We start from the raw sequence: 26315 nt of genomic DNA, 5'->3' as shown, positions 1-26315 counted from the left end.
AATGGCTAGTTTCGATAGGCTTTTAGTTCTTTTTGAATTTTACTTTTATATTCATCAGTATTCGCGTGAATATAGGTATCCATTGCAGTCAAATTACATTCAATGAATGTTCTTCTACCAAGTCTTTGATAAGCTCATTCCGTCTGCATTGGCTACATAATATAGTTTGGCTTTCTCTTCACCATGTTTTAGTGATCAAACAAATCGTAAATCAGGCCATGCTGGGCTGTTATTTTTGCTGTAGTGTGTCCGGTTGTTCCAGTAAGGATTTCGCCAGCCTCAATCAGTGTAACTTTAATACCTTGTTTAGCTGAGTAATCCCTGTAATTCCGCCGCCTGCAATTAAGACGTCAGTAGTTATATCTGTATCTAGTAAAAGAAGGGAAAGTTAACGGACTGCGCCAATAAGGTTCCTGAATTTGGAGGTTTCTGTATTTTTCTCAATCATTTGAATACCTCTGTACAGTTCATTAGTGAATCGCCCATTTATTACTACAACCAAATTCACTATTTATACGCTTATTTTTGTAGGGGGAATGATCAATTAAAAATACAATATAAGGTTTGTGTACAAAAACGTATACGTGTAAACAAAAAAAGATGCATCGTGTACAATTACGTATACCTGTGTGCAAATGCGTACACATAGCTATATATAAGGTGTATACATATTTGTTCCTATTGTAAACAATTTGAAAACAATTCGACAAATCTAGCTATTACTAATGAAGGATTGACTATCGTGGAAACCTTTTCTATCCTTAAAGGGAATGGTTCACTATTTTTTTTCTATAAAAAAGGGGATGTTTTTAGATGAGTTCTAGAATCGCAGCAGTAGACGTAGGAAATGATGCTATCAAAGCTATTTTTGGAAAGCTAGAGTCTGAACTATATATACCAAATGTCATTGCAAAAGACATAGAGGACCGTCCGGTCATTGGGATTGAGGAACTTAATGAAAAAAACCCATTGGAAGGGATTCATATTAGGGTCCATTCACCGGCTCTACAAGACAATAATGCGATTTATCGCGTTGGGAACTTGGCGACAAAAAGTGATAATCCTACAGAACTGGATTTAGGAAGCAGTAAATCGGAAGAAGATCAAACATTAGTCATGCTTTTTGCGGCTCTTGCATTAGACGCTGCCAAGTTGGGGGACAACGATACATTCAAAAAAGTGAATAATGTTGTGGAAGCCAACTATACGCTTGGAACAGGGTTGCCACTTCGGGAGGTTAAAGAAGGGAAAGACGTCGGGTACCGCTCGAAATTACTTGGTTCAGTCCACCAGGTGGAATTTTTAATTACTCCTAAATACCAAGGCATGAAGGTTAATATCAAATTCGATGAAGTGAAAGTCTATCCAGAAGGCTTCGCTGCATACATAAATTTGGTCATGGATAAAGATTTGAATATCATTAACCGTGAATTAATAGATAGAAGAATACTCATTCAGGATATCGGTGGATTATCGACAGATATCGCGGTCATTAAAAACCGTAAAGTTGACGATGACAAAGCTCAAGGATTCAATTTGGGAGTAGCTGAAGCCCTTGAATCGATTCGTGAAGAAATCAGGAAGAAACATGGTGTCGAGCTGGATAGCAGACGCGACGTCGTTGAAATCATCACGAAGAAAAATGATCGCAATCATATTATGGTTCGCGGAAGCCGGACTAGTGTCCATGATATCGTTGACCGTATTTTGGGAGAACTGGCCAAAAAGCAATATCGCCACCTGCGCAATGTATGGCAAAAAAATTCCCAAACGGAAATCTGCTATTTCGTAGGCGGGGGATCAATTGTCCTGAAAGATTACTTGAAAACATTGAATCAAAATTTCGATGGCTACAATATAGACTTTTTCGAAGATGAGCGGGAAAGCGTTTGGATGATGGCAAACGCCTATTATAAATTGATTTCGGATTTTAAACGCCGGAATGCAAAGGAACAGAATCAGTCCCAGCAAAAGAAGAAAGAACAAAGAACGGGTTCCATTAAATAGGTGAGAGAATGAAAAAAACAGCTTCTTCTGAAATTAAAAGAGGGCAAGCCATCACTTTTCGTATCCCTTCGGATGTATCAGACTATACGTTAAGACAGCTGCAGAAATTGAAGGAAACGGAAAGAAGGAATTTTTCCAGTAAAATTGCCGAGTATGTTCTCGATGGAGTCGGGCAATCCACCCATCAGGATCGGGAAATGATTGCCCTGCCCATGCCGAACAAGCTAAGCAAATCTCAGCGTGATTGGCTCAAGCATTCCCACTCAGAAGCTATGCTTGGAACGATTATGTACAACCTTTTATCCGATCCTTTACGCGCTACGGCCTTGCTTGCCTCTTTGAACAGTAATGGATCGAATGAGGAATATATGCAAGTTGAGCTTGAAGAAAAGGAAGTGGAGGGGGTCAAGGAAGACTTGCCTAAGAGAGATCTGGATGATTTTGATTGGAGTTTGGAAGAACCCGAACAACAAGTGGAAGAACCCGAACAAGAAGAGGAAAATCTTGATGATCTCCTGGGTGATTTTCTTGATCAAATGAACCAGTAATATATAGGAGGATATCTGACGAAAAGTTGGATATCCTTCTTTTTATTGGAGAGCTGGTTAAAAAAAGAGGAACCACAGGGGTTTCTCTTGAAATGATCAAGCTAGGAAAATCAGTTGATAGAGGAATAGAATAGCAAACACGTACACGAACGGATGCACTTCACGGAACTTGCCTCTAGCCATTTTTAAAATGGGATAGGCGATGAATCCAAGTGCTATCCCGTTTGCGATGCTTGACGTTAACGGCATGGCGACAATGACCAAAAAGGCTGGGAATGACTCATCAAAGTGTGTCCAGTCAATTTCATTAATGCTTTTGATCATCATACTACCCACGATGATCAAGCTTGGTGCCGTGATTGCCGCTACATTTGAAACAGCCCCTATCAGTGGACTGAAGAAGGCAGTTATTAAGAACAGGATGGCCACAACTAACGCGGTTAAGCCTGTCTTGCCGCCTGCTCCTACCCCAGCTGAAGATTCAACTGAGGCTGCTGTCGGGCTTGTACCGAACATGGCACCAACGGTAGTGCCGATGGAGTCTGCAAAAAAAGCACTGCCGGATTTTTCAAGCTTATTATTCTTCAACAATCCGGCTTGACGAACAATGCCTAATAAAGCACCTGTCGTATCGAATAACATCACAAGTAAAATGGAGAAGACGACGCCATAAAGCCCGTAGTTAATGACATCCGCGATAGATGTGATTGGATTGGCGACTATTATCCCTTCAGGTAAAGTAGGAGTGGAAACAAGACCATCCACTTCCAATTGGCCTGTAAAGAAAGCGATTATGGCAGTCACGATCATCCCGATGAATATCGCACCCTGTACATTACGTACGATCAGCACGATCGTAATGACCAGACCAACCAATGTAAGTGCCACACTAGGGTCCCTGAAGCTTCCAAGGGTGACTAGGTTGGATTCATGCTGTGTTACGACACCTGACAAGCGAAGTCCGATAAAGGTGATGAAAAGTCCGATTCCGGCACTGATTGCATGCTTTAAGTTATTGGGGATGGCCTCAATCAATTTTGAGCGGAAAGAGGTAAGCGATAAAAGGATAAAGATGATACCGGTAACAAAGACTGCCGAAAAGGCAACTGTGTATGAGATATCATGGGTTCCCAGTACCGAGTATGCAAAATAAGCATTCAATCCCATGGCCGGTGCTATGATAATTGGGTAATTGGCTAAAAGGGCCATGCATAGGGTACCGACTATTATTGCGATTATGGTTGCTGTGAATGCCTGGTCGAAAGGAACTCCGGCATCAGAAAGGATCATTGGGTTTACAACGATGATATAAGCCAGTGTTAAAAAGGTTGTAAGCCCCGCAAGTACTTCGGTCTTAATATTTGAATTCCGTTCTTTTAATTTAAACATGCGGTCACTCCTTTTTTATATAAAAAAAATCCTTGCAAAACTCTACAAGGATAAGATGCTTACCCTTTTTCAAGTAAGCAGCTCGATAGTATGGATAATAAAACCTTATAAATTATATTAGAAAAATAACTAAAGTACAATAGCATGAAAAATTTTAAGTGACAGGTTTTCTCGAAAATAGATAATGATATACTAACAAATAGCTTAGACTAAGAAAAATGACCTTTAGTGAAGGAAGTGTACCCATTTCCTGAAGTTGGTTTACCAGTCAATAAAATGAAGAAATTCAGAAAGTAGGCAAATACATGACAAAATTCATCGACCTTGGCGTCAGCCCGGCGATTAACATGATATTAAAGCAAATAGGAATATCCAACCCCACCCCCATACAGGAGAAATCGATACCGGATATCCTTGCTGGAAGAGATGTCATCGCGAAGGCGCAGACGGGAACGGGGAAGACCTTGGCGTTTTTGCTGCCAATCCTGGAAAAAGTCGATCCTGCTGCATCCCACATACAATCCCTGATCGTCACGCCAACCAGAGAATTGGCTTTGCAAATCACAGCCGAATTGAAAAAATTCGCCAATGAAATCGAAGGACTTCAGGTGCTTGCAGTTTATGGCGGACAGGATGTCGAGCAGCAAATGAAAAAGCTGACAAGAAATATTTCTGTTGTGGTTGCCACACCAGGCAGGTTATTAGATCATTTAAGAAGGGGCACCATTGACCTTTCCCAAACTCGAACACTTGTGCTGGATGAAGCTGATCAAATGCTCCATATTGGATTTTTACCAGAAGTGGAAGAAATCATGGGTCAGCTTCCAGAGGAGCGCCAAACGTTGCTCTTTTCAGCGACGATGCCTGAACAAGTGCATCAATTGGCTAAGCGCTACATGAATAAACCATTAACCGCCGCTGTGAAGGCTGAGCAAGTAACGGTCGAGCAAATCAGACAGCTTGTCATCGAAACGACCGATCGTGCCAAACAGTCTTCATTAATTAACATAATTAAAGAAGAACAGCCATACCTGGCGATCATATTTTGCCGTACAAAACGTCGCGTTTCAGTTTTGAATGATGCCCTCAAGGCAGCCGGATTCAATTCTGAAGAACTCCATGGGGACCTTTCACAGGCAAAGCGGGAACGCGTCATGAAAAACTTCAGGGATGCCAAGCTTCAATATTTAGTGGCAACGGACGTTGCTGCACGAGGACTTGATGTAGAAGGTGTGACACATGTATTCAATTATGATGTTCCCGAGGACGCTGAAAGTTACATCCATCGAATTGGCCGTACAGGACGAGCGGGTGAGAATGGCTTGGCTGTAACCTTCATTGCCACGAAGGATCTTCAGCTTTTAAGCGATATAGAAAAAGGGATCTCCATGAAAATCGAAAGAAAGACGATAGAAGGAGTGAAAATGTTTCAACCTGATGAGGTGGGACAAAAAAAGAAACGTTATGATGATAATGCTGAAGTGGGTACCCGCCGACCGCCGCATTCAGGAGGGGGAAGGCGCCATCGGGAACGGATAGATACGAGAGGACCGAATCGAGGCAGTCACCGTTCTGTAAATCAAGCGGACAATCGTGAAATCGAGAGGGAGAAACCACGGGGAGGCCGGATGGAAAACAGCCGCGGACTTAAACGTGAGGATTCACGGGGAGGCCGGATGGAAAACAGCCGCGGATCTAAACGTGAGGATTTGCGGGGAGGCCGGATGGAAAACAGCCGCGGACCTAAACGTGAGGATTCGCGGGGAGGCCGGATGGAAAACAGCCGCGGACCCAAACGTGAGGATTCGCGGGGAGGCCGATCGGAAGACAGCCGTGGACCAAAGCGTGACAATCCACGAGGAGATCAAAGAGACAGCCGTAGAGCAAACAGTGCACAAGGGCCAAGTAATTTTAGGGGTGGATCAGGCAGCAGCCCCAATAGAGGGAGAAACCGGTAAAAGGGGGAGACTGGAGTGGAAAAGCCTTGGTTGGCAGAATATCCAGTTTCGTTGGAGCTTGCAGGAAAATTGATCATGCTGCAGTTTCCGGAAATTGAGTTGAAAGAGATCAAGCAGCTTGGGGAGGGGTTCGATAATACGGTCATACAAATCAATGGGCAATTTGTATTCCGTTTCCCTCGCCGCCCTATTGCAGTTACGTTGATTCAGTTGGAAAATCAGCTTTTGCCTTCAATTGCAGGGACCTTTCCGCTTGATATCCCTGAACCAATCTTTTTTGGGAAACCAAGTACACTATATCCTTATCCTTTTACCGGTTATAAAATGGTAAAGGGACACTTGCCTATAGAAGGAACAAAAGCAAAGAAGGCTAAATCGGCAAAAAGATTTGCCCATTTTTTGAAAGTTGTTCACCGTTTCCCTGTGGAAAGGGCTAAGCGTTTAGGTGTACAGCCTGATGGGATGATGAGGCTTGATGTATCCTATCGCAAGAAGTCGCTAATGGAAAATGTCTCAAATCTAATAAAGTTAGGATACTTTGAACAAGCTGATGCGGTTAAAGATTTTGTTGGAGGGCTAGGCGAGTTGGGTGCTCCGCAACCGAGTTCACTCGTTCACGGAGACATTCATATCCGAAATGTTTTACTTGATGACGAAGGCGTTCTTACAGGTATCATTGATTGGGGAGATGTGCATATCGGAAACCCTGCCATTGATTTATCCTTTTTATATAGTTATTTCCCAAGAGAAGCGCGCCGAGGCTTTTTTGAAATCTATGGTGAAATCGAAAAAGAAACGGAGAGCTTAGCCAGGTTCAGAGCAATATATATGCTTGTTACATTACTCGTTTATGGCATTGACCGCCATGATGAAGAGCTGATAGCCATTACGAGTACCGGTTTGAAATTTGCTATAGAAGAATAATTGTAATGCTCTTTTGATGTCTAGGAGGTTCATATGAAGGCAAGTTATTATCATGCAATCACATTAATGGGGAACATGTTGGAACAAGCTAATATTCCTTATCAATATACAGGTCGACCTGCTCTGTTCGTGCAAGGAGTGGATATTGATAATTATGAGAACATCGTCATTGATGTACAATGGGATCTTTTTGATGAGGCATTAGATCTTTTTTCCGAATACTCCCCGACAAAGCCTGAAAAAAGTCCTGAGACTGCCTCTTTTCAAATGGATGTCGAGGGGATTTCTGTCACTGTCCACTGCAGGTTTAACACGACCATTAAAACAGACCCTTATCGCTTGTCTATAAAGATGGGGGATATGGAGGTATGGTGCAGGTCGTTGTACAGTTATTTATACGATGAAGAAATGAGAAGGTACAGTGCCGAGATTCATGCTTACTTATTTGCCGAGCAGAAAGGGTTCACAGCGGAAAATGAACAGGCGTGGAACCAGAATAATTACTTAGCGCTTGTCAATCGTTATGGAAATCCTGCGGAACTGGCATCGAAAATCAAGCAAAACCCAAAATGGAGACTGCACCCTTTTTATAAATATATGGGGGACATATCCGGCAAAAAAATCACTCATTTGATGGGGTCGAACGGTGTCAAAGCAGTTGCGATGGCCATATTGGGAGCCACAGTGAAAGTTGTTGATTTTTCCCAGGAAAACGCAACGTTTGCAAATGAGCTGGCAAATGGGTCTGATGTCTCCATCGAGTATATTGTTTCCGATGTGCTTTCATTACCGTCGGAACATGAATCAGGGAATCAGGATTTGATCTTAATGGAGCTTGGCGTGCTTCACTATTTAATCGATCTCCAGCCGTTATTTGAAAAAATTAAATCGATGTTGAAACCCGGAGGCCGATTCGTACTGCATGAATTTCACCCGATTTCAACAAAGCTCATTACTTCGAATGGCAAAAAACATAAGATAACAGGAAACTATTTTGCCCCGGCAATCGAAAATAATGAGGTCGCTTTTTCCAAGCATATGCCGGATCAGGAAAAAGGGAGCCTTTCAAGAGTTGTACAGCGTAAATGGACAATCGGGGAACTTATAACGTCAATAGGTCAATCAGGGCTTGTTATTAAAGTACTCGAGGAAGAACCGAATCATAAAATCCACGATATTGGACTTCCGAAAACATATACATTGGTGGCGGAACGAGTTTAAGCTGCTGTTAAGGAAATAATGCTGACTGAATGAGTCTTTTCAGTCAGCTTTTTATTTACTTCATAATAAAAGGGGATGCCGCGTTCTGCGACATCCCCTAAAAAAAATTAATTTTGAGCCGACCATTCTTCTACATCCCATACTTTGGTAACCCAATCTTCATAGAAGTCAGGTTCATGGCATACGAGGACAATCGTTCCTTTATACTCTTTCAATGCACGTTTCAGTTCTTCTTTTGCAACGACATCCAAATGGTTAGTCGGTTCATCGAATAACAGCCAATTGCTTTCGGTAAGCATAAGTTTACACAGACGTACTTTTGATTGTTCACCACCGCTTAAATGGCTCATTGGACGTGTAATGTGCTCGTTTTTCAGACCGACACGGGCAAGAATGGCACGTACCTGTGGTTGGTCTAGATGCGGAAATGCATTCCACACTTCATCGATCGGCGTCGTATTGCCTGCTTTGACTTCCTGTTCAAAATAAGAAGAAAAAAGGAAATCGCCAAGTGATCTTTTGCCGCCTAGAGGATCAATTTTACCCAAAATCGTTTTTAAAAGAGTGGATTTTCCAACTCCATTACAGCCGACCACGGCGATTTTTTCTCCCCGTTCGATTGTCATGGACAACTTCGGAAGCAATGGGCGGTCATATCCAATTTCCAAATCCTCACCTTCAAATACATAACGGCTGCTCGCACGTGATTCTTTAAAGTCAAAGGTAGGTTTCATTGCAGTTTCTGGACGATCGATACGTTCCATGCGATTCAATTGCTTTTGACGGCTCTTTGCCCGACCGGTCGTTGAGTAACGGGCTTTATTTTTTGCAATGAAATCTTCTTGCTTTTTAATGAATTCACGCTGTTTTTCATAGGCATTGATGTGCTGATTTTTATTCAATTCGGCAAGCTCAAGGAATTTTTCATAAGTTGCCGTGTAACGGGTCAGTTTTGAAAATTCAAGATGGAAAATGACGTCGACGACGCCGTTCATGAACTCGGTATCATGCGAAATTAATAAGAAAGCATTAGGATATTCCTTTAGGTAGCTGCTCAGCCAGCGGATATGCTCTACATCCAAGTAGTTCGTCGGTTCATCAAGGAGCAGTACTTCAGGCTGTTCCAAAAGTAACTTGGCTAGTAAAACTTTTGTCCGTTGTCCACCGCTTAGGGCAGAAACGTCACGGTCCAATCCGATTGCATCCAACCCTAAACCGCGTGCCGCTTCTTCAATTTTAATATCCAGATTGTAAAAACCACCGGCTTCAAGCTTGTCCTGGATTTCACCCATTTGTTCCAAGAGTTCTTCAAGTTCTTCTGGAGTGGCTGTCCCCATTTTCTCTGTTACTTCATTCAATGCTTTTTCCTGCTCGAATAAAGGTAAGTATGCATCCCTTAAGACGTCGCGAATCGATTTACCTTTAGAAAGTATCGTATGCTGATCAAGATATCCATATTCGACACCAGGTGTCCATTCCACCCGGCCATCATCATGGATAAGCTGTCCTGTAATGATATTCATCATCGTTGACTTTCCGACACCATTTGCCCCGACCAGACCAACATGTTCGCCGGCCATCAGGCGGAAGGAAACATCCTTGAATAAGGTGCGATCGCCAAAGCTGTGTGCTAATTTATCTATAGAAAGTAAGCTCATTTATATTGAACCTCCCAATTAATTTGAAAAAATCCCTACGTTTCATCATACTAAAATCTGCACGGGATTGCTATCTAATCTATTAATTTACATATATGCCCTTTGGTGACAATCGAGCCCTTGGCAGGAAAAATCGTAATGATGAATATAGGATCTACACCTGTTGGACCTGTTTTTGGATGCCATGCCTATGCATTATCGCCCTGTTATAAATTATGTGAGATAATAGAGAAATCAGTTTAAAAGGGAAGGATGTTTACTATGAGTAAAACAGTCGTACTGGCCGAGAAGCCTTCGGTCGGAAGAGATATAGCAAAAGTGCTGAATTGCGGGAGAAAGGGTAATGGTTTTTTTGAAGGCGATCAGTATATCGTCACATGGGCTCTAGGTCATTTGGTGACACATGCAGATCCGGAAACTTATGATGAAAAATATAAAACTTGGCGCCTTGAGGACCTGCCCATGTTGCCGAATTCTTTGAAATTGGTCGTGATCAAGCAATCAGGCAAGCAATTTCAATCGGTTAAAACACAGCTGAACCGCAATGATGTCAAGGATATCATCATTGCAACAGATGCAGGCCGTGAAGGGGAACTTGTTGCACGCTGGATTCTCGAAAAAGCGAATGTGAAGAAGCCGATCAAGCGGCTTTGGATTTCCTCTGTAACGGATAAAGCGATCAAAGATGGATTTAAAAAGCTGAAGGATGGCAAGGAGTATGAAAATCTATTTGCCTCTGCTGTGGCCAGAGCGGAAGCGGACTGGATCGTTGGGATGAACGCGACACGCGCCCTTACAACCAAGCACAATGCCCAGTTATCCTGCGGTCGGGTCCAAACGCCGACACTTGCGATGATTGCAAAAAAGGAAGAAGAAATAAAACAATTCCAGCCTAAGAAATATTATGGCGTTTCGGCAAATGCAGAATCCGATTTGCGCCTAATCTGGCAAGATGCCCAATCAAAAGATATACGCACATTCGATAAAGTCAAGGCAGAAAAGGTTCTAGCAGCCGTGAAGGGGAAAAAGGCAGAAGTGGTGGAAGTGAACAAAGCCCATAAGAAAAGTTTTGCCCCTTCTTTATATGATTTAACGGAACTTCAACGGGACGCCAATAAGAAATTCGGCTATTCGGCGAAAGAGACATTATCGATCATGCAGCGCTTATATGAAAGCCATAAAGTCTTGACGTACCCAAGGACGGATTCACGCTTTTTATCAACGGATTTAGTTGATACGCTAAAAGAAAGATTACAGGCCGTCAGCATTAAACCATATGCCCAGTATGCATCGAGGATCCTGCGCAGTCCGATTAAGGCCAATAAATCGTTCGTGGATGATAGTAAGGTATCGGATCATCATGCAATCATCCCCACTGAGCAAACGCCGCTACCGGGAAAACTGAGCGACAAAGAATCGAAAATCTATGATCTGGTCGTTAAAAGGTTCCTTGCCGTATTGATGCCGCCTTTTGAATATGAGCAAACGACCATAACCGCGAAAATGGGGCAGGAGACGTTCATGGCAAAAGGGAAGGTCGTCCTGAAATCAGGCTGGAAGGAAGTCTATGATCATCAATTTGATGAGGAAGAAGCTAAAGATGGCCTTGCCGAGCAACTGCTTCCGAACGTTCAAAAAGGTGACAGTTTAACCATTTCGACTGTGAAACAAACAGAGGGTGAAACGAAACCGCCGGAACCATTCAATGAAGGCTCACTTCTTTCGGCAATGGAAAATCCTGCTCGTTTCATGACAGGGGAAAGCAAAGAACTCATCAAGACTCTGGGTGAAACTGGCGGAATTGGGACTGTTGCAACGCGTGCTGACGTTATTGAAAAACTGTTCAATAGCTTCCTGATCGAAAAGAGAGGGAAGGACCTTCATGTTACTTCGAAAGGAAAACAACTCCTTCAATTGGCACCTGAAGACTTACGATCTCCAGCACTGACAGCTCAATGGGAGCAAAAGTTAACAGCAATTGCAAAAGGAAAGCTAGCAAAACAGGCTTTCATCGGCGATATGCGCGCCTACGCTAAAAATATCGTTCATGAAATCAAAAATAGTGACCAAAAATTCAAGCATGATAACGTGTCAGGAACGAAATGTCCTGATTGCGGCAAGCTGATGCTTGAAGTGAATAGTAAAAAGGGGAAAATGCTTGTCTGTCAAGATCGTGAATGTGGCCACAAAAAAGGTGTTTCACGTGTAACAAATGCCAGGTGTCCACAATGTCACAAAAAGATGGAAATGCGCGGTCAAGGAGAAGCACAGACATTCACATGTAAATGCGGTTTTCACGAAAAACTTTCCTCTTACAATAAACGGAGAGGGCAAAATAAAAATCAAAAAGTATCAAAAAATGAAGTCTCCAATTATATGAAAAAGCAAAATAAAGAAGAGCCGATCAATACTGCATTAGCGGATGCTTTGGCCAAACTGAAATTCGATAAATAAAAGAAATGGGTCCTTCACTATTAGTCTTTATAGTGAGGGCTCTTTTTATGGGGTTATTTGTATGGGCAGAGTGGGCATAATCCTTGCTGTTTTCTGCCTTCTCAGGGCCATCTTTCCTGACAATACGATTGCCGCTTAATGAAGTGGCGAAATTCATAAAAAAAGACAGTGGAAAGGGATGGAGCATTCGCTCCATCCCTTTCCATATATCGCGGCTACGACTAAATTTCATTCAGTACGGTCCCTTGCAATTCATATTCAAGTGTTTTGTCAGTTTTTTTTGTGTGTTTATCCGAATCCACTAGTGTAAGCGTACAGAATGGCTGCTGATCACCCGGACTGAAAATTGCTTCATCATTCTCTGGATTCCATAGGCTGTAAATACTCATGATCAGTATCCTCCTTTGGGTGAGAAGACTAGTAATTCCCATTTTGATTATCATCTAACTCTTCAATTGACTCTAACGCTGATCACCGGGACTAAACACCGCTGCGTCATTCTCTTTGTTCCATTGGCTTCTGATTGTACTCATCGTGCACATCATCTCCTTTGGTGAGAATGTCTTACAGTATTTGTATACCCGGCTGGGACAGGTTCAAACATTTCTTTTAAAAAAAAGTGTAATTATATACCAGCTGTAATGTATATCCATTATTTTTCTGCAGATATTTATCGAAATTAAAAAATGAATATGAATTAAATGGTTAAATTCATAATATATTGTTCGCCGATATTTCCAAACTTTCTCAAACCCGTATCATGAAATCCAGCCCTAACATACAGCTTTTGTGCGGGGATGTTCTTATGATTGACAGCTAATACAATTTCATCGCAATTAGGAAATTCTGATTTAACAAACCCGGCAAGTAGGAACATCCCTTGTTTTGCATAGCCTTTTCCCTGCTGCTCACGATCAACTGATAATGCGGTCAGCAACATGGCATTGGGGTTAGTCGAATATTCTTTTACGCGATCTGTTGAATGCAGTAAAAAGAAACCCACAGGTTCATCATCACTTAAAATAACAATACGATGCTGCCCTTTTGTTACGTCTGTAAACTTGTTTGGCAAGGCAGTAAATAGACCTTGTTCTTCAGGCAGTTCAAACTGATTTAGCTTTTCGGAATGTTCATCTGAAAAATGCTTTAACTCAACGAAATTTACCTTTTCCATAAAATGCTCCCCCTAACCCTTCTTCTATATATTACCATTAAGAAGCCAGCTATCTTCTTAATTTAAATAATTAGTGCCATTTAAAATTAATGTTCACCGAATGTTCAAGAATGGTAATATTTTAGATTTTTAATTATTATTTACCATCCAATTTCAAAGATTTATCCGATACATATCATGATAACTACAATTTGAATTCAAAAAAGGGAGGTAAAGCAGAAAGCTTTATCAGACGAATCAAATGTTCATTCTGAAGGACCTACAACAATAGAATTAAGCGATGGTTCATCTGTTGAACTTAGTTCAACAGATGAAGTTGATAACAGTAATTCAAGAAGCATACAGGCTCTGGCAATTACCTCTACAAAGATGGGGCCATGGCGTCATGAACCTAAAGATTATGGAGAAAGATTGTATACTGCTTGGGTTAAATTAAAAAGTGTAGGGGTGGTTGTTGCTACCTTAAAATTAGGTAATCATTATTCTGTTGGTAATTATGGGTTGAAAATGAGATATTGTTCTGTAGCAGGAACAAAAGGTACTACTTGGTCAAATGTAGATGCTTCATGTGATGTTACTGATTCAAAAGCTGAAAAAATAGGTTATGATATGAATGCTGTAGGAAATTATAAATTGAGTGGTAGCGTTTCTAATGGCTATGTAAGTCTTACTAGTTCTCTCAAACTTACTCTTTTAAATAAAAATAGTAAATATGCTCGTGTTTATCAAAAATATTCATATAGAGATTAAAATTTTTAATGGAGTTGAATTAAAATGAATGTATCGCCTTCTTATTTTATATTTGGTTTAATAAACATGATTTTAATGATTGGAGCTATACCAGCTATCATATACGCTTTATATTTATTAAGAAAAATTTCAAAAAAATAAAGTGAAAAAGGAAGAGGGACTTTTGTAGTCCCTCTTCCTTTTTTTGTGCCTTTGTTTCTTCAGCCAATTACAATAAGGGTCATTAATCCCCTCCAACTTGATCGAGTAGATATTAATGAGATTCTTCTAACTGGTTCTATGTTTCATGCTTGGCTCCATCGTGCAGGTTACATGGACCCAAAAGCGACTAGTTTTTTCATTTCATAAAAGACGGATGATAAACAGATAAGTATTCCGTTAAATACCTTATGTGCCGTACATATTCGCCTAATGTTCGCTGTCGGACACCTTCAGCAACTTTTGCACGGAGAAAAATATCTAAGGCTTCTTGCAGTGTGTATTCAATCGTGAAACTATCCGTAGCCTTACTGTCCAATTTCCGTTCCTTTATCGCAGTTCCACGCTGTTTAATAACGTGTTTCTTCATGAAAAAAAGCACCTCCAGACATAGAAAAATAATAGTGAAATGGAATATCACTGTTTCCTACGTACAGAAATGCTTTTATCCTACATGCAATTTACGGCTTTTAACGGTCATACCAACAGAAAAAACCCTGCTACAACACGGAAGAACCGCATTATAACAGGGTTTATAAAATTAGCGTCCCAGATAGGAATCGAACCTACGACCTACAGCTTAGGAGGCTGTCGCTCTATCCTGCTGAGCTACTGGGACATATAAAAAAGTCGACGACTTATTTATTATATTTCTTATAGGCAAACTTTTCAAGTTAATAGCAATAATAATTATGAAAAAAAACATCTAGACGCTTAGGGGGCACTCAGCTCTCCTGTTTCCTTACTCTTCATTAAATGGAATACTTTATTATTTCCTGGTTTTCTGGTACTATTATGCTAGAAAAAATTAGGAGAATGATAGTGGGGAATTATAGAGTTTTATGGATGGTGACGCTGCTGGGGATTTTAATTTTACCGGCATGCTCACAAGGGATTTTAGAGGGTATAGGCACAAAGACGGCTGCACCGATCACGAAAGATAACATTGAAGTGGCTGCAGCAGCGGAGAATGACACTGGGCAGGATTCGGAGGACGAATTATATACTGAACGAATCGATACGAGAGACTGGATAACGGCCGAGTCCGCGGTACAGCTTCCAATATTGATGTATCATAGCATTTCTGAAGGCAATGGCCTTCGGGTACCAAAAGAGGAATTCCGATTACAAATGACTTGGCTTCGGGAAAATGGTTACTATACATTATCCCCTGAAGAAGCATTTCTCGTTTTAACCGAAAATCGGATGCCAAGTGAAAAGTGTGTCTGGCTTACTTTTGATGATGGCTATACAGATAACTACACGGACGCTTTCCATATACTAAAAGAATATGATATGAAAGCGACTGTCTTCATGATCGGGAAGTCCATCGATAAAGGTCATCACCTGACTGAAAATCAAATGATGGAGATGAGCGGGAATGGGATTTCGATCGAAAGCCATACTATCAACCATTTGGAGCTGAACCGAATGACGGCAGAGCAGCAAGAAGCGGAAATGGTCCAGTCAAAGGATCTGTTCGATCGTATCCTGCAACAGGACACGACAGTGCTTTCCTATCCAGTTGGTCGTTATAATGAAGAGAGTCTCAGGCTTTCAGAAGAAGCTGGATACAAGATGGCAGCCACTACTGAACCTGGAGGAGCTTCAAGGGAACAAGGGATGTATGCCTTGCATCGAGTTCGGATTTCACCTGGATTATCAGTCGGTGGGTTCGCGTCGCTGATAGAAAATGCTTCAAATCATTGAAAATGGACGGTGCATTTCAAACTTGTTCAGAAAAATCATATAATAATCGATTCTTACATGGTGTATAATGAAGGCAGTGAAAATTATATACATATGAACGATTTGGTGTCTTAATGACTTAAAAGGGAAGTTGGTGAAATGCCAGCGCGGTCCCGCCACTGTATTTGGGAGCTGAAGGCTGTGTACCACTGTATGGGGATATGGGAAGGTGCCGTTGACGATGACCATGAGCCAGGAGACCTGCCAAGATTCGTACACCTGTAACCTACGCGGATGGGAAGGTGTGTGGCAGACCCTAAGAGTCCGTAATGATATTGTTGCCATACAAGCATCTTCCGTTTAACGGGAGGTGCTTTTTGTTTTGGGTGCATCTTCCGAGATTATTAGGTGAAGAAATTAAATGAAAAGATTGTGGGGAATGAAAATGAAGAAGATTTTTGGTTTGATATTGTTGATGTTGCTTACTGCAGGCATGATGGTTGGCTGCAGTGACGCTACTGATGAAGGAAAAGAAAAGCAGCAAACGAATCATGCTCAACACGACGCTTTCCCGATTACGATTAAAGATGCAACGGGCGAAAAAGTAACGATAGAACAAAAACCGAAGAAAATCGTTACGTTGATACCAAGTAATACAGAAGTGGTCTTTGCACTTGGTTTGGGTAAAAAGGTCGTTGGTGTTTCCGACAATGATAATTACCCGGAAGAAACGAAAAAAATTAAAAAAGTTGGCGGAATGGAAATGAACACGGAGCTGATTGTCTCCATGAAGCCTGACCTTGTTCTTGCCCATGCATCAAGTGCCCATAATTCGAATGAGGGATTAAAGCAGCTTAAGGATGCTGGAATAGATGTCCTTGTAGTCAATGATGCACAAAGCTTTGACCAAGTCTATGAATCTATTGAAATGATTGGAAAGGCAACGGGAGAAAATGATAAGGCAAGCGAAATCGTTGCGGATATGAAAACGAAGCTCAAGGATATTCAGGAAAAAGCCAAATCCGTTAAGGAAGCGGATAGGAAGACCGTTTTAATTGAGGTTTCGCCATCACCGGATATATATACACCTGGAAAAAATACCTTCATGAATGAAATGCTTCATATTATTTCAGCGGATAATGCTGCTGCTGAATTGGACGGCTGGGCAAAAATTGATGAAGAGTCGATGATTGCTGCAAATCCGGATGTCATCATTACAACGTATGGTAATTATACAAAAGATCCAGTAAGTGAAGTGACAGGCCGAAAAGGATGGCAAGACGTAAATGCCGTTAAGAATGGCCAAGTCTTTGATGTCCCTTCTGACTTGGTGACCCGTTCCGGTCCACGCTTAATAGAAGGAGTAGAGGAACTTGCAAAAGCAGTCTATCCGAACCAATTTGACAACTAAATGGGCGTTTGCTTATTTGATTGCGTTGTTAATTTTGTTATTCGCAATGACGATAGGCATTTCCTTTGGTTCGGTGCCAGTTCCGATTCCCGTACTTATACAAATAATCGGCAAGGAGATTTTCCACTTGCCGATTTCTGCTGATCCGGATGTGATGCTTACGAATATCGTGATGAACATCCGCTTGCCGCGTGTGCTGCTCGCTGGTTTGGTTGGGGCATCACTTGCGATTGCCGGGGCAGCCTTTCAGGGACTGCTCCGGAACCCGCTCGCTGATCCTTACACATTAGGTATTTCTTCAGGAGCATCGGTCGGCGCCGTATTGACAATATTCTTGAATATATCACTGCCATTCATCGGTTTATATACTCTTCCGGCATTGAGCATCTTATGTTCAGTGCTCACGATGCTCTGCGTACTGACTTTTGCAAAAAAAATGGATCGGTCGATGAAAGTGGAAACGATTATCTTAACGGGAATCATTTTCAGCTCGTTTTTAAGTGCCTTCATTTCATTGATGATTGCGCTGACGGGTGATGAATTAAGACAAATCATCGGCTGGCTGATGGGAAGCGTCTCAATGCGCGGATGGAATTATATCGTAATCATTTTGCCGTTTTTTATCATTGGTTCGTTGACCTTGATCATGAATGCAAGCGAATTGAATGCGATGACTTTCGGGGAAGACCGGGCAAAACACTTAGGTGTGAACGTGAAGCGGCGGAAAATGTGGATCTTGATAGCCGGTTCGACATTGACAGGGGCAGCCGTTGCCGTTTCAGGGGCGATTGGTTTTGTAGGATTGGTCATTCCTCATTTTGTCCGGAAGATTTGGGGACCTGACCATAAACATTTGCTTCCGTTGTCATTGTTGATAGGAAGCGGATTCTTAATATTGGCGGATTTTGTAGCACGAACGATCATTGCCCCAGCGGAACTGCCGATCGGGGTGATCACCTCACTTATCGGGGCACCGGCATTTGCGCTGATTTTATTAAAGAGACGGAGAGAAGGGTAAAAACGGATGCTTGAAGTAAAAGGGTTAACAGGTGGATATGACAACAAAGCTGTTTTGGACTCTGTCTCTTTTGATGTACATAAAGGGGAATTATTCGGGATCCTTGGTCCTAATGGCAGCGGAAAAACGACGCTTTTAAGCATGCTTAGCGGGGTGCTTGATTATAAGGACGGAAGCGTACGGATAAGAGGCAGGGATTTGAAGGAATATTCATCAAAACAACTTGCACAGGTCATTGCCGTGCTCCCTCAACATTCCTCATTAGCTTTCTCCTATACAGTAAAAGAGACGGTCTCACTTGGGAGGTATGCCCATCAAACGGGCTGGTTCCATAGTTGGTCCGCAGAAGATGAAATGATCGTCCAACGGGTTATGGAACAAACGGGAGTAGCGGATTTTCAGGATCTTCATTTTGAACGATTGTCAGGTGGGGAGAGACAACGGGTCTTGCTGGCACAGGCCCTTGCCCAGGAACCGGAAATCCTTTTTTTGGATGAGCCTACAAACCATTTGGATCTTTCCTATCAAAAGGACCTTCTTGATCTAATGAGAAGAATGGCAAAAGAACAGGAGTTAACCGTTATTTCAATTTTTCATGACTTGAATTTGGCTGGATTATATTGTGATCGGCTTATGTTGCTTGAAAAAGGGCAAATTCAGGTTGTTGATGTGCCGAATGAAGTGCTCCAGAAGGAACGGATTCAAGGTGTATATCATACGACGATCGAAAAACATCCACATCCCGCACTTCCGAAACCTCAAATGTTGATCGTTCCGGAGAAGCATGGCAATGACACTATCCCATTGGAAATTGATGAATCTTATCTGACAGTGGGACCCGAGATGATTCAATTGAATTCTCCGATCCCGCTTAGAACGATGTCTTCTGGAGTGACCGGTTCGGGTACGGGCTGGCATAAATATTTCGTGAATAGGCATGTCCATCATGATTATAACTGCGAGGATCATCATGTTGAAATGGCCGGCTATTTAAGAACTCATGGATTTGAACCACAAGAAACGGTGGGGATGATGACAGCCGTCTTTCTCGATACGGTTGCCTTCAAGTTAATGAGAGCTGAAGATTTCTCGGTTTTTATCATCGTGACGGCTGGTGTAGGGAATGCCATCGACGCTTCTTTAGCTGACCGACATTCTTGGAGTGCCGCTCCAGGAACCATAAATACATGGATATTCATAAATGGACATTTAGCAGAAGAGGCTTTCATACACAGCATAGTTACTGCAACCGAGGCAAAAGTAAAGGCCCTTCATGATTCGCATGTCATGGATAAGGTGACGAATACATGTGCAACAGGAACATCGACCGACAGTATTTTGATTGCAGCGTCCCAAAGAGGGAAGGTGCTTCAATATGCAGGCACCATCACTCCGCTAGGGAAGCTGATCAGTCGCGGTGTATATGATTGCACAGTGGAAGCCTTAACGAATAATCGGAAACGGGTTGAGGATCTATGATTTACCATCATCTTATTGCAGTTACACTGGCGTTTTTCCTTGATTTATTAATTGGTGATCCGCCAAATTGGCCGCATCCAGTTAAATGGATAGGAACGATGATAAGCAAGTTGGATCAGGCATTCAATAGAGGGGCATATAAGAAACGGAATGGACTCTTCATGTTGATCATCGTCTTAGCGATGGTGATATTGATTACAGGTCTAACCGTCTACTTGGCTTATCGGATCCATCCGCTTGCAGGTATCCTTTGGGAAGCTGTTGTCATTGCCACTACGATAGCTCAGAAGGGCTTAAAGCAAGCTGGAATGGATGTGTGCCATCCGCTGAATGAACGGGATTATCCTGAAGCGAGGCTAAAACTTTCCTATATCGTGGGCCGTGATACTGCTGATCTTGATGAATCCGAAATCGTCAGGGGGACGGTAGAAACCGTAGCAGAAAATACCAGTGATGGTGTTACTGCCCCAATGTTTTGGGCAGCTGTTGGCGGTGCGCCGCTCGCGATGGTGTACAGGGCAATTAATACCTGCGATTCCATGGTTGGGTACAAAAATGATAAATATGGGCAATTTGGCTGGGCTTCAGCTAAGCTCGATGATATCGTGAACTGGATTCCCAGCCGCCTCACTGGGTTCCTGATGTTGCTGAGCTCAAAATCCGGCTATCATGGATTTGGTGCTAGATGGAAGATATTATTCAATGATGCTAAAAAACATCCAAGTCCGAATAGCGGGTGGTGTGAAGCAGGCGTTGCTGCCATTTTGGGAATACAGCTAGGCGGCCGGAATATGTACAAAGGAATTGTTTCCGACCGTGCGAGGATGGGCGTTCCGCTTGTTCGATTAGAAGCAAAACATATACCAAAAACGATTACCATCATGCATCGGTCATCTTTTCTATTTCTACTGATGCTATGGCTAGGGGGACTTATTCTTGACATTACCTTCTCATGGCTCTAATCCTCATTATCTTTACGAAGCGCTGGAAATCGAAATGCCTGAATCTGTTCTCGATTTCAGTGCTAACATCAACCCATTGGGTCCGCCTTTACGTATAAAGGAACAGTGGCCTGAATTTTTCGAAGGAATCTTACATTACCCAGATCCGCATGCGCTTGAACTGACAAAATCAATTGCAAAAAAAGAAGCGCTTCCTGAGCAATCCGTCTTGGTGGGAAATGGTGGTGCAGAAATAATCATGTTGGTAGCGAACAGGTTAACCAATCAAAGGGTGTTGATCATTCAGCCGGCATTTGCGGAATATGCAGAAGCTTGTTTGGCAGCAGGATGTGAGGTCGATTTTTATCAGCTTGATGCACCTGAGTGGAAACTGGACTTGGATCGGTTGATTCCTAGATTATCCGAATATGATGCAATTTTCTTATGTACGCCTAATAATCCGACGGGTGTTTCATTTAAGAAGGACGAAGTTAGGGAATTGATCTTTGAATGTCAAAAATCGGATTGCCTGGTTGTCATGGATGAGGCTTTTTATGATTTCACGGAAGATGCCTTTACTTATGCTTCTTTAATCAATGAATTTCCACATTTACTCATTCTAAGATCAATGACTAAAATCTTTGCAATTCCGGGTTTGAGACTAGGCTATTTGCTTGCGGCACCTGACATCATAACCCGTGTAAGAACTTATAAACCGCATTGGAGCGTCAACCATGTGGCATTGGAAGTAGGGAAAATCTGTCTTGCTGAAGAAGCATATATGAGAAAAACAAGAGACTATATTCAATTGCAAAAGCAGAAACTATTCCGGTTTTATGAGGAACAAGGGTTGAGTGTCTCTGATAGCGCAGTTAATTTCTATTTAGTGAAAGATGAATCCTTATCCCTTTTTCCCTTTTTGTTAAAAAAAGGAATAGTACCGCGCCATACCTATAATTTCCCGGGGTTGGATGGAAAGTGGCTTCGGTTTGCAGTGAAGAGTGAACGTGATAACGAAGCGCTGATGGAGGGGGTAAGACAGTGGAGAAAGCAAGGCTCTGTTTTATAACCGGGGGTGTCCGGTCCGGAAAAAGCAGTTTCGCGGAAAGAAAAGCCCTTGAATATGCACTTCAAACGGATGGGAACTTGCATTACCTCGCTTGCGGCCGTGTCAGTGATGTTGAAATGGGTGAACGCATCCTTAGGCACCAGAAAGATAGAGAAAGCTGCCCAATCGCCTGGAAGACTTCGGAATACGCAACGGATATTACACGAATAGGAGCGGACATTAATCAGGATTCCATAATCCTGCTCGATTGTCTGACAACCCTGCTTGATAACGAACTATTTGGCCCAGGTGTTCCGCTTGAAAAGGAGTTTTTACAAAGCGTTTTTTCAAAAATAATAACCGGGATCAATGAGATAAGAAAACGATCCAGCTGTTTAATAGTCGTGAGCAATGAATTGGTGCAGGAACCGATTTTCCAGAATGATTTCCTCCATATATACGGAAAAACATTAGGCCTGCTTCATCAAACGATCGTCGGGCAGGCGAATGAAGCCTATCTAGTTGAATCGGGAATCCCATTGCGGAAGAAAGGGTGCATGCAGGAATGAACGCAGTGATTGGATTTTTAATTAACCTGCAGTTCTTTACAGTTTTTCCAATTAAGAAGCAGCTTCCTATGGAGAAGAAATATATACACCGTGCCATTCAAACCTTTCCACTAGTTGGTCTTTTACTAGGCTTGATATTGGGCGGTGTTTTATATGCACTAGTGGAATGGACCCCATTGTCATCGCTTGCAATTGCCTTTTTCCTTTGGTTTTTGACGATGGCATTAACGGGAGGTTTGCATCTCGATGGCTGGATCGATGCAAGTGATGCTTTTTTTTCCTATCAGGATAAAGAGCGGCGATTGGAAATCATGAAGGATTCAAGGACAGGTGCATTCGGTGTCATCTCCGTCATTGTCCTTTTGGCCGCCCGGTTCATATTTATCTATGAAATTGTCGAAAGGGTCAATGAATGGACATACTTCTTGATCATTGCCCTTCCACTCTTAAGCAAATGTGTGATGGGTTATTTACTTATCCGGATGCCACTGGCTAAAAAAGAGGGGCTCGGCGCTTTTTTTCAAAGTGCAGTAAAGAAAAGCAGTTTGCCCATTTATTTGCTGTACCTCCTTGTAAGTCTGGCGATCGCCTGGATCATCGATTTTAAGCTTGTCACCTTATTTTTCATCATGTGTCTGGCTGCACTGTTTTTCCTGTTTTATATAAAACGTAAAGTCATCAGTTGGTTCGGTGGGATAACGGGGGATGTACTGGGGGCATCCGTAGAAGGGGTTGAGCTTTGGTTATGGCTGATATTGTGGCTATTACACTACTTCGCCATGGGCTGACAGTAGCAAATGAGCGAAAGGCCTATTTAGGCTGGACGGATTCTCCATTAAGTACCGAAGGAGAAAAGGAAATTCTAGACTTAAGGGGTTCTTACCCACAGTATGAAAAAATTTACACGAGTGATTTGCCTCGTTGTGTGGAAACTGCAAGACTGCTGTTTCCAGATATAGTTCCGGTCAAAAACGCTTCGTTCCGTGAAATGAATTTCGGCAGTTGGGAAGGGCAGACGTATGATGATTTGAAGGCAGATGAAGATTATCTTAATTGGCTGGAACGTCCCATGGAGGCATTGGTGCCTGGGGGTGAAAGCTATCCGGGATTTTCCGAACGTGTTAATAATGGCTGGAAACAATTGATTGCCTGTAAGGAGAACCGATTTGCCATAATGACACATGGTGGGGTAATTCGTGACTTATTGGTCCGCTATGCCCCGAAGGAAAAGAATTTTTTTGATTGGGGGATTTCCCATGGCAGGGGATATGAGCTGATATGGGAAGACCGGAACAGCTTAAGGAGGGGAGAACGATGCACTTTGTTACAGGCGGCGCCTATAATGGGAAAACTAAATGGGTAAAGCAATTGTATGGTCTGGAAAGTGATGTCCTTTGGCTATCCGGTTATCGAAAAGAACAGCCGGAATTGATTGATTTTCAAGGCAATACTGTTGTATTGCAGGGGTTGGATGCATGGATACAACAAGATGCAGAAAAGATGGATTCTGATTCGATTCGAAAAAGGTGGAAGGAAATCATGGCTGACTGGCGAATATGGGAGAAGGAAAGGGATGAACACCATTTCATTGTGATCGGCTCTGATATTTCCAAAGGCATTGTCCCGATGGAAGCAAGTGATCGCAGATGGCGCGATGCCTGCGGATGGGTCTTTCAAGATGTAGCATCCATATCAAGGCGCGTTGACATCATTTGGTACGGAATTAACCAAAGAATAAAATAGAGGAGGCAATTGGGATGAAAATCTATACACGTACAGGGGATAAGGGACAAACAAGCGTAATCGGAGGCCGGCTTGACAAGGATGACATCCGTGTTGAATCGTATGGAACAGTGGATGAAGTGAATAGCTATATCGGTCTTGCGGTGACAGAATTGGATCCCGCTATATTTACGGATGTATTGGCCGATCTAGAGAAAATCCAGCATGAGTTATTTGACTGTGGCGGTGATTTGGCAACCGTTTCCGAGAAGGCACCACAAAAGCTGACGGATGAGGCCATTACCTATTTGGAAGAACGAATAGATGCCTTCATACTCGAAGCGCCGGAATTGGAAAAATTCATCCTGCCTGGCGGCTCAAAAGCGTCTGCAACCATTCATATTGCCCGAACGGTTACACGCAGGGCGGAGCGGTTGGTCGTTTCATTGATCAAGTCGGGTGCGGCAGTTTCACCATTATCTCTACAATATTTAAATCGTTTGTCGGATTACTTCTTTGCTGTTGCACGTGTGATCAATTTCCGCCTTGGTGTGAAAGATGTGGAATATATCCGCAGTGCAAATGTATTCCGTGGAGGGAAAAGAAAGGAAAAAGAGTAAACATGGACGTAAGAAAAATTAGTGCAATAGCTATATTCATTGCCTTATCGGCGGTGGGGGCGATGATTAAAATCCCTTCCCCAATCGGCAGCATCGCTTTGGATAGTTTTCCGGCCCTTTTGGCGGCTGTCATACTTGGCCCGGTATCGGGGGCTATTGTAGCGGGGCTTGGTCATATCATCTCAGCGTTCATCGGCAGCATGCCACTTGGGCCATTCCATTTTTTGATCATGGCCGAAATGGCAGTCCTCGTATGGATGTTCGGCATTTTATATATACACGGGAAAAAAATAGGCTCATTTTCCCTCTTCTTCATCGGTAACGCCTTCATCTTGGCCCTGCCCTTCGCCTTTCTGGTCAGCACGGGCTTTTACACGTTGCTTGTTCCGGGATTAACGGCGGCGACGGCGGTAAATGTAGTATTGGCAGCCATTTTACTGCCACGCTTGGAGCCTGTTTTGAAAAAAATGATTTTTGAAGATGGACTCGTAGAATGAGTGATTCATTGATTTTACCATTTTCCGAATCAGATTCATTGATTGTTTCAAGTGATAATAGTGGCGGAATCGGTCTGAAGGAAAAAGACCTGGTCCATGTCCCTTATGGGGTCGTTGGATATTATTCCTTTCGGGTTGCCGTCATGGAATGTTTGGGCGTTGGCGGAAGTCCAGTATCCGTCGTTCTAAATAATTTCTGCGGTGATGAAGCCTGGGAGGACTTGACCAGGGGTGTCAGGGAGGGGCTAAAAGAATTGGGAATGGAGGGCCTTCCCATTACTGGCAGCACAGAAAGTAACATGCCGCTTCTTCAATCAGCAATTGGTCTTATGGTGATTGGTAAACGAAGGAATGAAGGTGTTAAAAAGCAACATCCTTTACAGAAAATCGCTCTCATCGGCAGGCCGCTCGTTGGAGAAGAAGTTATGGAACAACAAGATTGGATCGCCCCATTATCTTTATATAAAAGCCTATGTGAAATGGAAGAAGTTCAGGCACTTCCAGTCGGTTCAAAAGGGATAGCGTATGAGTGGAAGCATCTGGACCCAAGTGGTGAAGGTGTTTCTATCCATATAAGTAATAAAGTCGATATCGAAAAATCGTCTGGACCATCTACCTGCTTCCTCATTGCTTATCCTGAACATCTGGAGGAAGAAATCAAGCTCCAATCCGGTCCTCTTTTTATTGGTGAATGATCATTTCATGAATGAATCAGGTATCGGGTTCCAGTTCACAATGAACTGGGTCGATGCTTTTTTCATTTAGGTCATACATTTAATGCTTCATGAGAAAAGCGTTTGAATTCTCTATTATGTTATTTTTTCATTATAAAATATTATTCTGATTTTGCCTTATATACATAGAGAGATTATAAGGGGTTCCAAAGGTTCGGGCTGGCTTAGGAATGACAAACAATCATAACGGTCTTTTTAATCAACATCAAAAAGAGTTGCGTTTATTTGGATTGATCCATAACAATAGTTTATTGATTTATGGCCCAGTTTTAGGATTTTCTTGATCATTATCATCCAAAAGCTAAA

Annotated in this window: 25 protein-coding genes, 1 tRNA gene and 1 riboswitch; of the genes, 20 read left to right on the top strand and 6 right to left on the bottom strand. The window is 42.5% G+C overall.

All coding sequences use genetic code 11. The features are described from left to right. Window positions 1-813: 813 nt before the first annotated feature. Both N9I19_RS13170 and N9I19_RS13165 read left to right on the top strand, forming a co-directional pair. Entirely contained in the window at window positions 814-2007 is a 1194-nt protein-coding gene (locus N9I19_RS13170) for a ParM/StbA family protein (RefSeq protein WP_284469144.1), read from the top strand. Window positions 2008-2015: 8 nt separating this feature from the next. After that, window positions 2016-2555: a hypothetical protein gene (locus N9I19_RS13165; RefSeq protein ID WP_061465853.1), complete on the top strand. Its 540-nt coding sequence runs from the start codon at window positions 2016-2018 to the stop codon at window positions 2553-2555. Between the two features lie 96 nt (window positions 2556-2651). Here N9I19_RS13165 and N9I19_RS13160 read toward each other — a convergent pair whose 3' ends face one another. After that, a complete protein-coding gene (locus N9I19_RS13160) occupies window positions 2652-3944 on the bottom strand; it encodes an NCS2 family permease (protein WP_061465852.1) in 1293 nt (430 codons plus the stop codon). Between the two features lie 305 nt (window positions 3945-4249). Between N9I19_RS13160 and N9I19_RS13155 the strand changes: the two genes are divergently transcribed. From N9I19_RS13155 to N9I19_RS13145, 3 genes are read left to right on the top strand one after another with little or no spacing between them, the layout of a single operon-like run. Continuing rightward, window positions 4250-5902 (top strand): DEAD/DEAH box helicase, encoded by a 1653-nt coding sequence (locus tag N9I19_RS13155; RefSeq protein WP_317778033.1) that lies wholly within the window; start codon window positions 4250-4252, stop codon window positions 5900-5902. 15 nt (window positions 5903-5917) lie between these two features. Beyond that, a complete protein-coding gene (locus tag N9I19_RS13150; protein WP_317778032.1) occupies window positions 5918-6826 on the top strand; it encodes a phosphotransferase in 909 nt (302 codons plus the stop codon). Between the two features lie 33 nt (window positions 6827-6859). Next, window positions 6860-8047 (top strand): class I SAM-dependent methyltransferase, encoded by a 1188-nt coding sequence (locus tag N9I19_RS13145; protein WP_317778031.1) that lies wholly within the window; start codon window positions 6860-6862, stop codon window positions 8045-8047. A 107-nt stretch (window positions 8048-8154) separates the two neighbouring features. Here the strand turns inward: N9I19_RS13145 and N9I19_RS13140 are convergent, their stop codons facing one another. Next, a complete protein-coding gene (locus N9I19_RS13140; protein WP_061465848.1) occupies window positions 8155-9705 on the bottom strand; it encodes an ABC-F family ATP-binding cassette domain-containing protein in 1551 nt (516 codons plus the stop codon). A gap of 261 nt (window positions 9706-9966) precedes the next feature. On the opposite strand from N9I19_RS13140, the gene N9I19_RS13135 reads away from it, so the two are divergent. Continuing rightward, the gene (locus N9I19_RS13135) at window positions 9967-12159 is read left to right on the top strand and encodes a DNA topoisomerase III (RefSeq protein ID WP_317778030.1); all 2193 of its coding nucleotides are present in this window, start codon (window positions 9967-9969) and stop codon (window positions 12157-12159) included. Between the two features lie 221 nt (window positions 12160-12380). Here N9I19_RS13135 and N9I19_RS13130 read toward each other — a convergent pair whose 3' ends face one another. Together N9I19_RS13130 and N9I19_RS13125 are read right to left on the bottom strand one after the other, a co-directional pair. Then, on the bottom strand, window positions 12381-12548 hold the full coding sequence (locus tag N9I19_RS13130; RefSeq protein WP_284469149.1) for a hypothetical protein: 168 nt from the start codon (window positions 12546-12548) through the stop codon (window positions 12381-12383). A 308-nt stretch (window positions 12549-12856) separates the two neighbouring features. After that, a complete protein-coding gene (locus N9I19_RS13125) occupies window positions 12857-13333 on the bottom strand; it encodes a GNAT family N-acetyltransferase (RefSeq protein ID WP_317778029.1) in 477 nt (158 codons plus the stop codon). 411 nt (window positions 13334-13744) lie between these two features. On the opposite strand from N9I19_RS13125, the gene N9I19_RS13120 reads away from it, so the two are divergent. Further along, window positions 13745-14083 carry a hypothetical protein gene (locus tag N9I19_RS13120; RefSeq protein ID WP_284469151.1) on the top strand — a complete coding sequence of 113 codons (339 nt, stop codon included), beginning with the start codon at window positions 13745-13747 and terminating at the stop codon, window positions 14081-14083. 337 nt (window positions 14084-14420) lie between these two features. Here the strand turns inward: N9I19_RS13120 and N9I19_RS13115 are convergent, their stop codons facing one another. Next, a complete protein-coding gene (locus tag N9I19_RS13115; RefSeq protein ID WP_317778028.1) occupies window positions 14421-14651 on the bottom strand; it encodes a hypothetical protein in 231 nt (76 codons plus the stop codon). Between the two features lie 175 nt (window positions 14652-14826). After that, window positions 14827-14900: transfer RNA gene (locus N9I19_RS13110), tRNA-Arg, on the bottom strand. Window positions 14901-15097: 197 nt separating this feature from the next. On the opposite strand from N9I19_RS13110, the gene N9I19_RS13105 reads away from it, so the two are divergent. From N9I19_RS13105 to N9I19_RS13045, 13 genes are all read left to right on the top strand, one after another. Then, on the top strand, window positions 15098-15991 hold the full coding sequence (locus tag N9I19_RS13105; RefSeq protein WP_411730436.1) for a polysaccharide deacetylase family protein: 894 nt from the start codon (window positions 15098-15100) through the stop codon (window positions 15989-15991). An 86-nt stretch (window positions 15992-16077) separates the two neighbouring features. Continuing rightward, window positions 16078-16253, top strand: a riboswitch (cobalamin riboswitch). Between the two features lie 162 nt (window positions 16254-16415). Then, window positions 16416-17381, top strand: a complete 966-nt coding sequence (locus N9I19_RS13100; protein WP_317778043.1) for a helical backbone metal receptor — start codon at window positions 16416-16418, stop codon at window positions 17379-17381. Further along, a complete protein-coding gene (locus N9I19_RS13095; RefSeq protein ID WP_317778026.1) occupies window positions 17344-18399 on the top strand; it encodes a FecCD family ABC transporter permease in 1056 nt (351 codons plus the stop codon). Before N9I19_RS13100 ends, N9I19_RS13095 begins: the two co-directional genes overlap by 38 nt. 6 nt (window positions 18400-18405) lie before the next feature. Then, on the top strand, window positions 18406-19878 hold the full coding sequence (locus N9I19_RS13090; protein ID WP_317778025.1) for a heme ABC transporter ATP-binding protein: 1473 nt from the start codon (window positions 18406-18408) through the stop codon (window positions 19876-19878). Then, window positions 19875-20840 (top strand): adenosylcobinamide-phosphate synthase CbiB, encoded by a 966-nt coding sequence (gene cbiB, locus N9I19_RS13085; RefSeq protein ID WP_317778024.1) that lies wholly within the window; start codon window positions 19875-19877, stop codon window positions 20838-20840. The genes N9I19_RS13090 and cbiB overlap by 4 nt, the downstream gene beginning before the upstream one ends. Next, entirely contained in the window at window positions 20815-21888 is a 1074-nt protein-coding gene (gene cobD, locus N9I19_RS13080) for a threonine-phosphate decarboxylase CobD (protein ID WP_317778023.1), read from the top strand. Before cbiB ends, cobD begins: the two co-directional genes overlap by 26 nt. After that, window positions 21861-22436 carry a bifunctional adenosylcobinamide kinase/adenosylcobinamide-phosphate guanylyltransferase gene (locus N9I19_RS13075; RefSeq protein WP_061465832.1) on the top strand — a complete coding sequence of 192 codons (576 nt, stop codon included), beginning with the start codon at window positions 21861-21863 and terminating at the stop codon, window positions 22434-22436. Before cobD ends, N9I19_RS13075 begins: the two co-directional genes overlap by 28 nt. After that, entirely contained in the window at window positions 22433-23224 is a 792-nt protein-coding gene (cobS, locus tag N9I19_RS13070; RefSeq protein ID WP_089362064.1) for an adenosylcobinamide-GDP ribazoletransferase, read from the top strand. Before N9I19_RS13075 ends, cobS begins: the two co-directional genes overlap by 4 nt. Beyond that, window positions 23182-23799, top strand: coding sequence for a histidine phosphatase family protein (locus tag N9I19_RS13065; RefSeq protein ID WP_317778022.1), 618 nt, complete (start codon window positions 23182-23184; stop codon window positions 23797-23799). Before cobS ends, N9I19_RS13065 begins: the two co-directional genes overlap by 43 nt. Then, window positions 23751-24179 carry a bifunctional adenosylcobinamide kinase/adenosylcobinamide-phosphate guanylyltransferase gene (locus tag N9I19_RS13060; protein WP_061465826.1) on the top strand — a complete coding sequence of 143 codons (429 nt, stop codon included), beginning with the start codon at window positions 23751-23753 and terminating at the stop codon, window positions 24177-24179. Before N9I19_RS13065 ends, N9I19_RS13060 begins: the two co-directional genes overlap by 49 nt. Before the next feature lie 14 nt (window positions 24180-24193). Next, window positions 24194-24778, top strand: coding sequence for a cob(I)yrinic acid a,c-diamide adenosyltransferase (locus N9I19_RS13055; protein WP_317778021.1), 585 nt, complete (start codon window positions 24194-24196; stop codon window positions 24776-24778). Window positions 24779-24780: 2 nt separating this feature from the next. Beyond that, the gene (locus N9I19_RS13050) at window positions 24781-25275 is read left to right on the top strand and encodes an ECF transporter S component (protein WP_317778020.1); all 495 of its coding nucleotides are present in this window, start codon (window positions 24781-24783) and stop codon (window positions 25273-25275) included. Continuing rightward, on the top strand, window positions 25272-25970 hold the full coding sequence (locus N9I19_RS13045; protein WP_317778019.1) for an ATP-binding protein: 699 nt from the start codon (window positions 25272-25274) through the stop codon (window positions 25968-25970). Before N9I19_RS13050 ends, N9I19_RS13045 begins: the two co-directional genes overlap by 4 nt. Window positions 25971-26315: the final 345 nt, after the last annotated feature.

Origin of the sequence: Peribacillus sp. CSMR9 (genome assembly GCF_033141925.1) — a bacterium.
Taxonomy (GTDB): domain Bacteria; phylum Bacillota; class Bacilli; order Bacillales; family DSM-1321; genus Peribacillus; species Peribacillus simplex_A.
The sequence above is the reverse complement of the archived record's forward strand: the minus strand, read 5'-3'. Positions and strand labels throughout refer to the sequence as shown.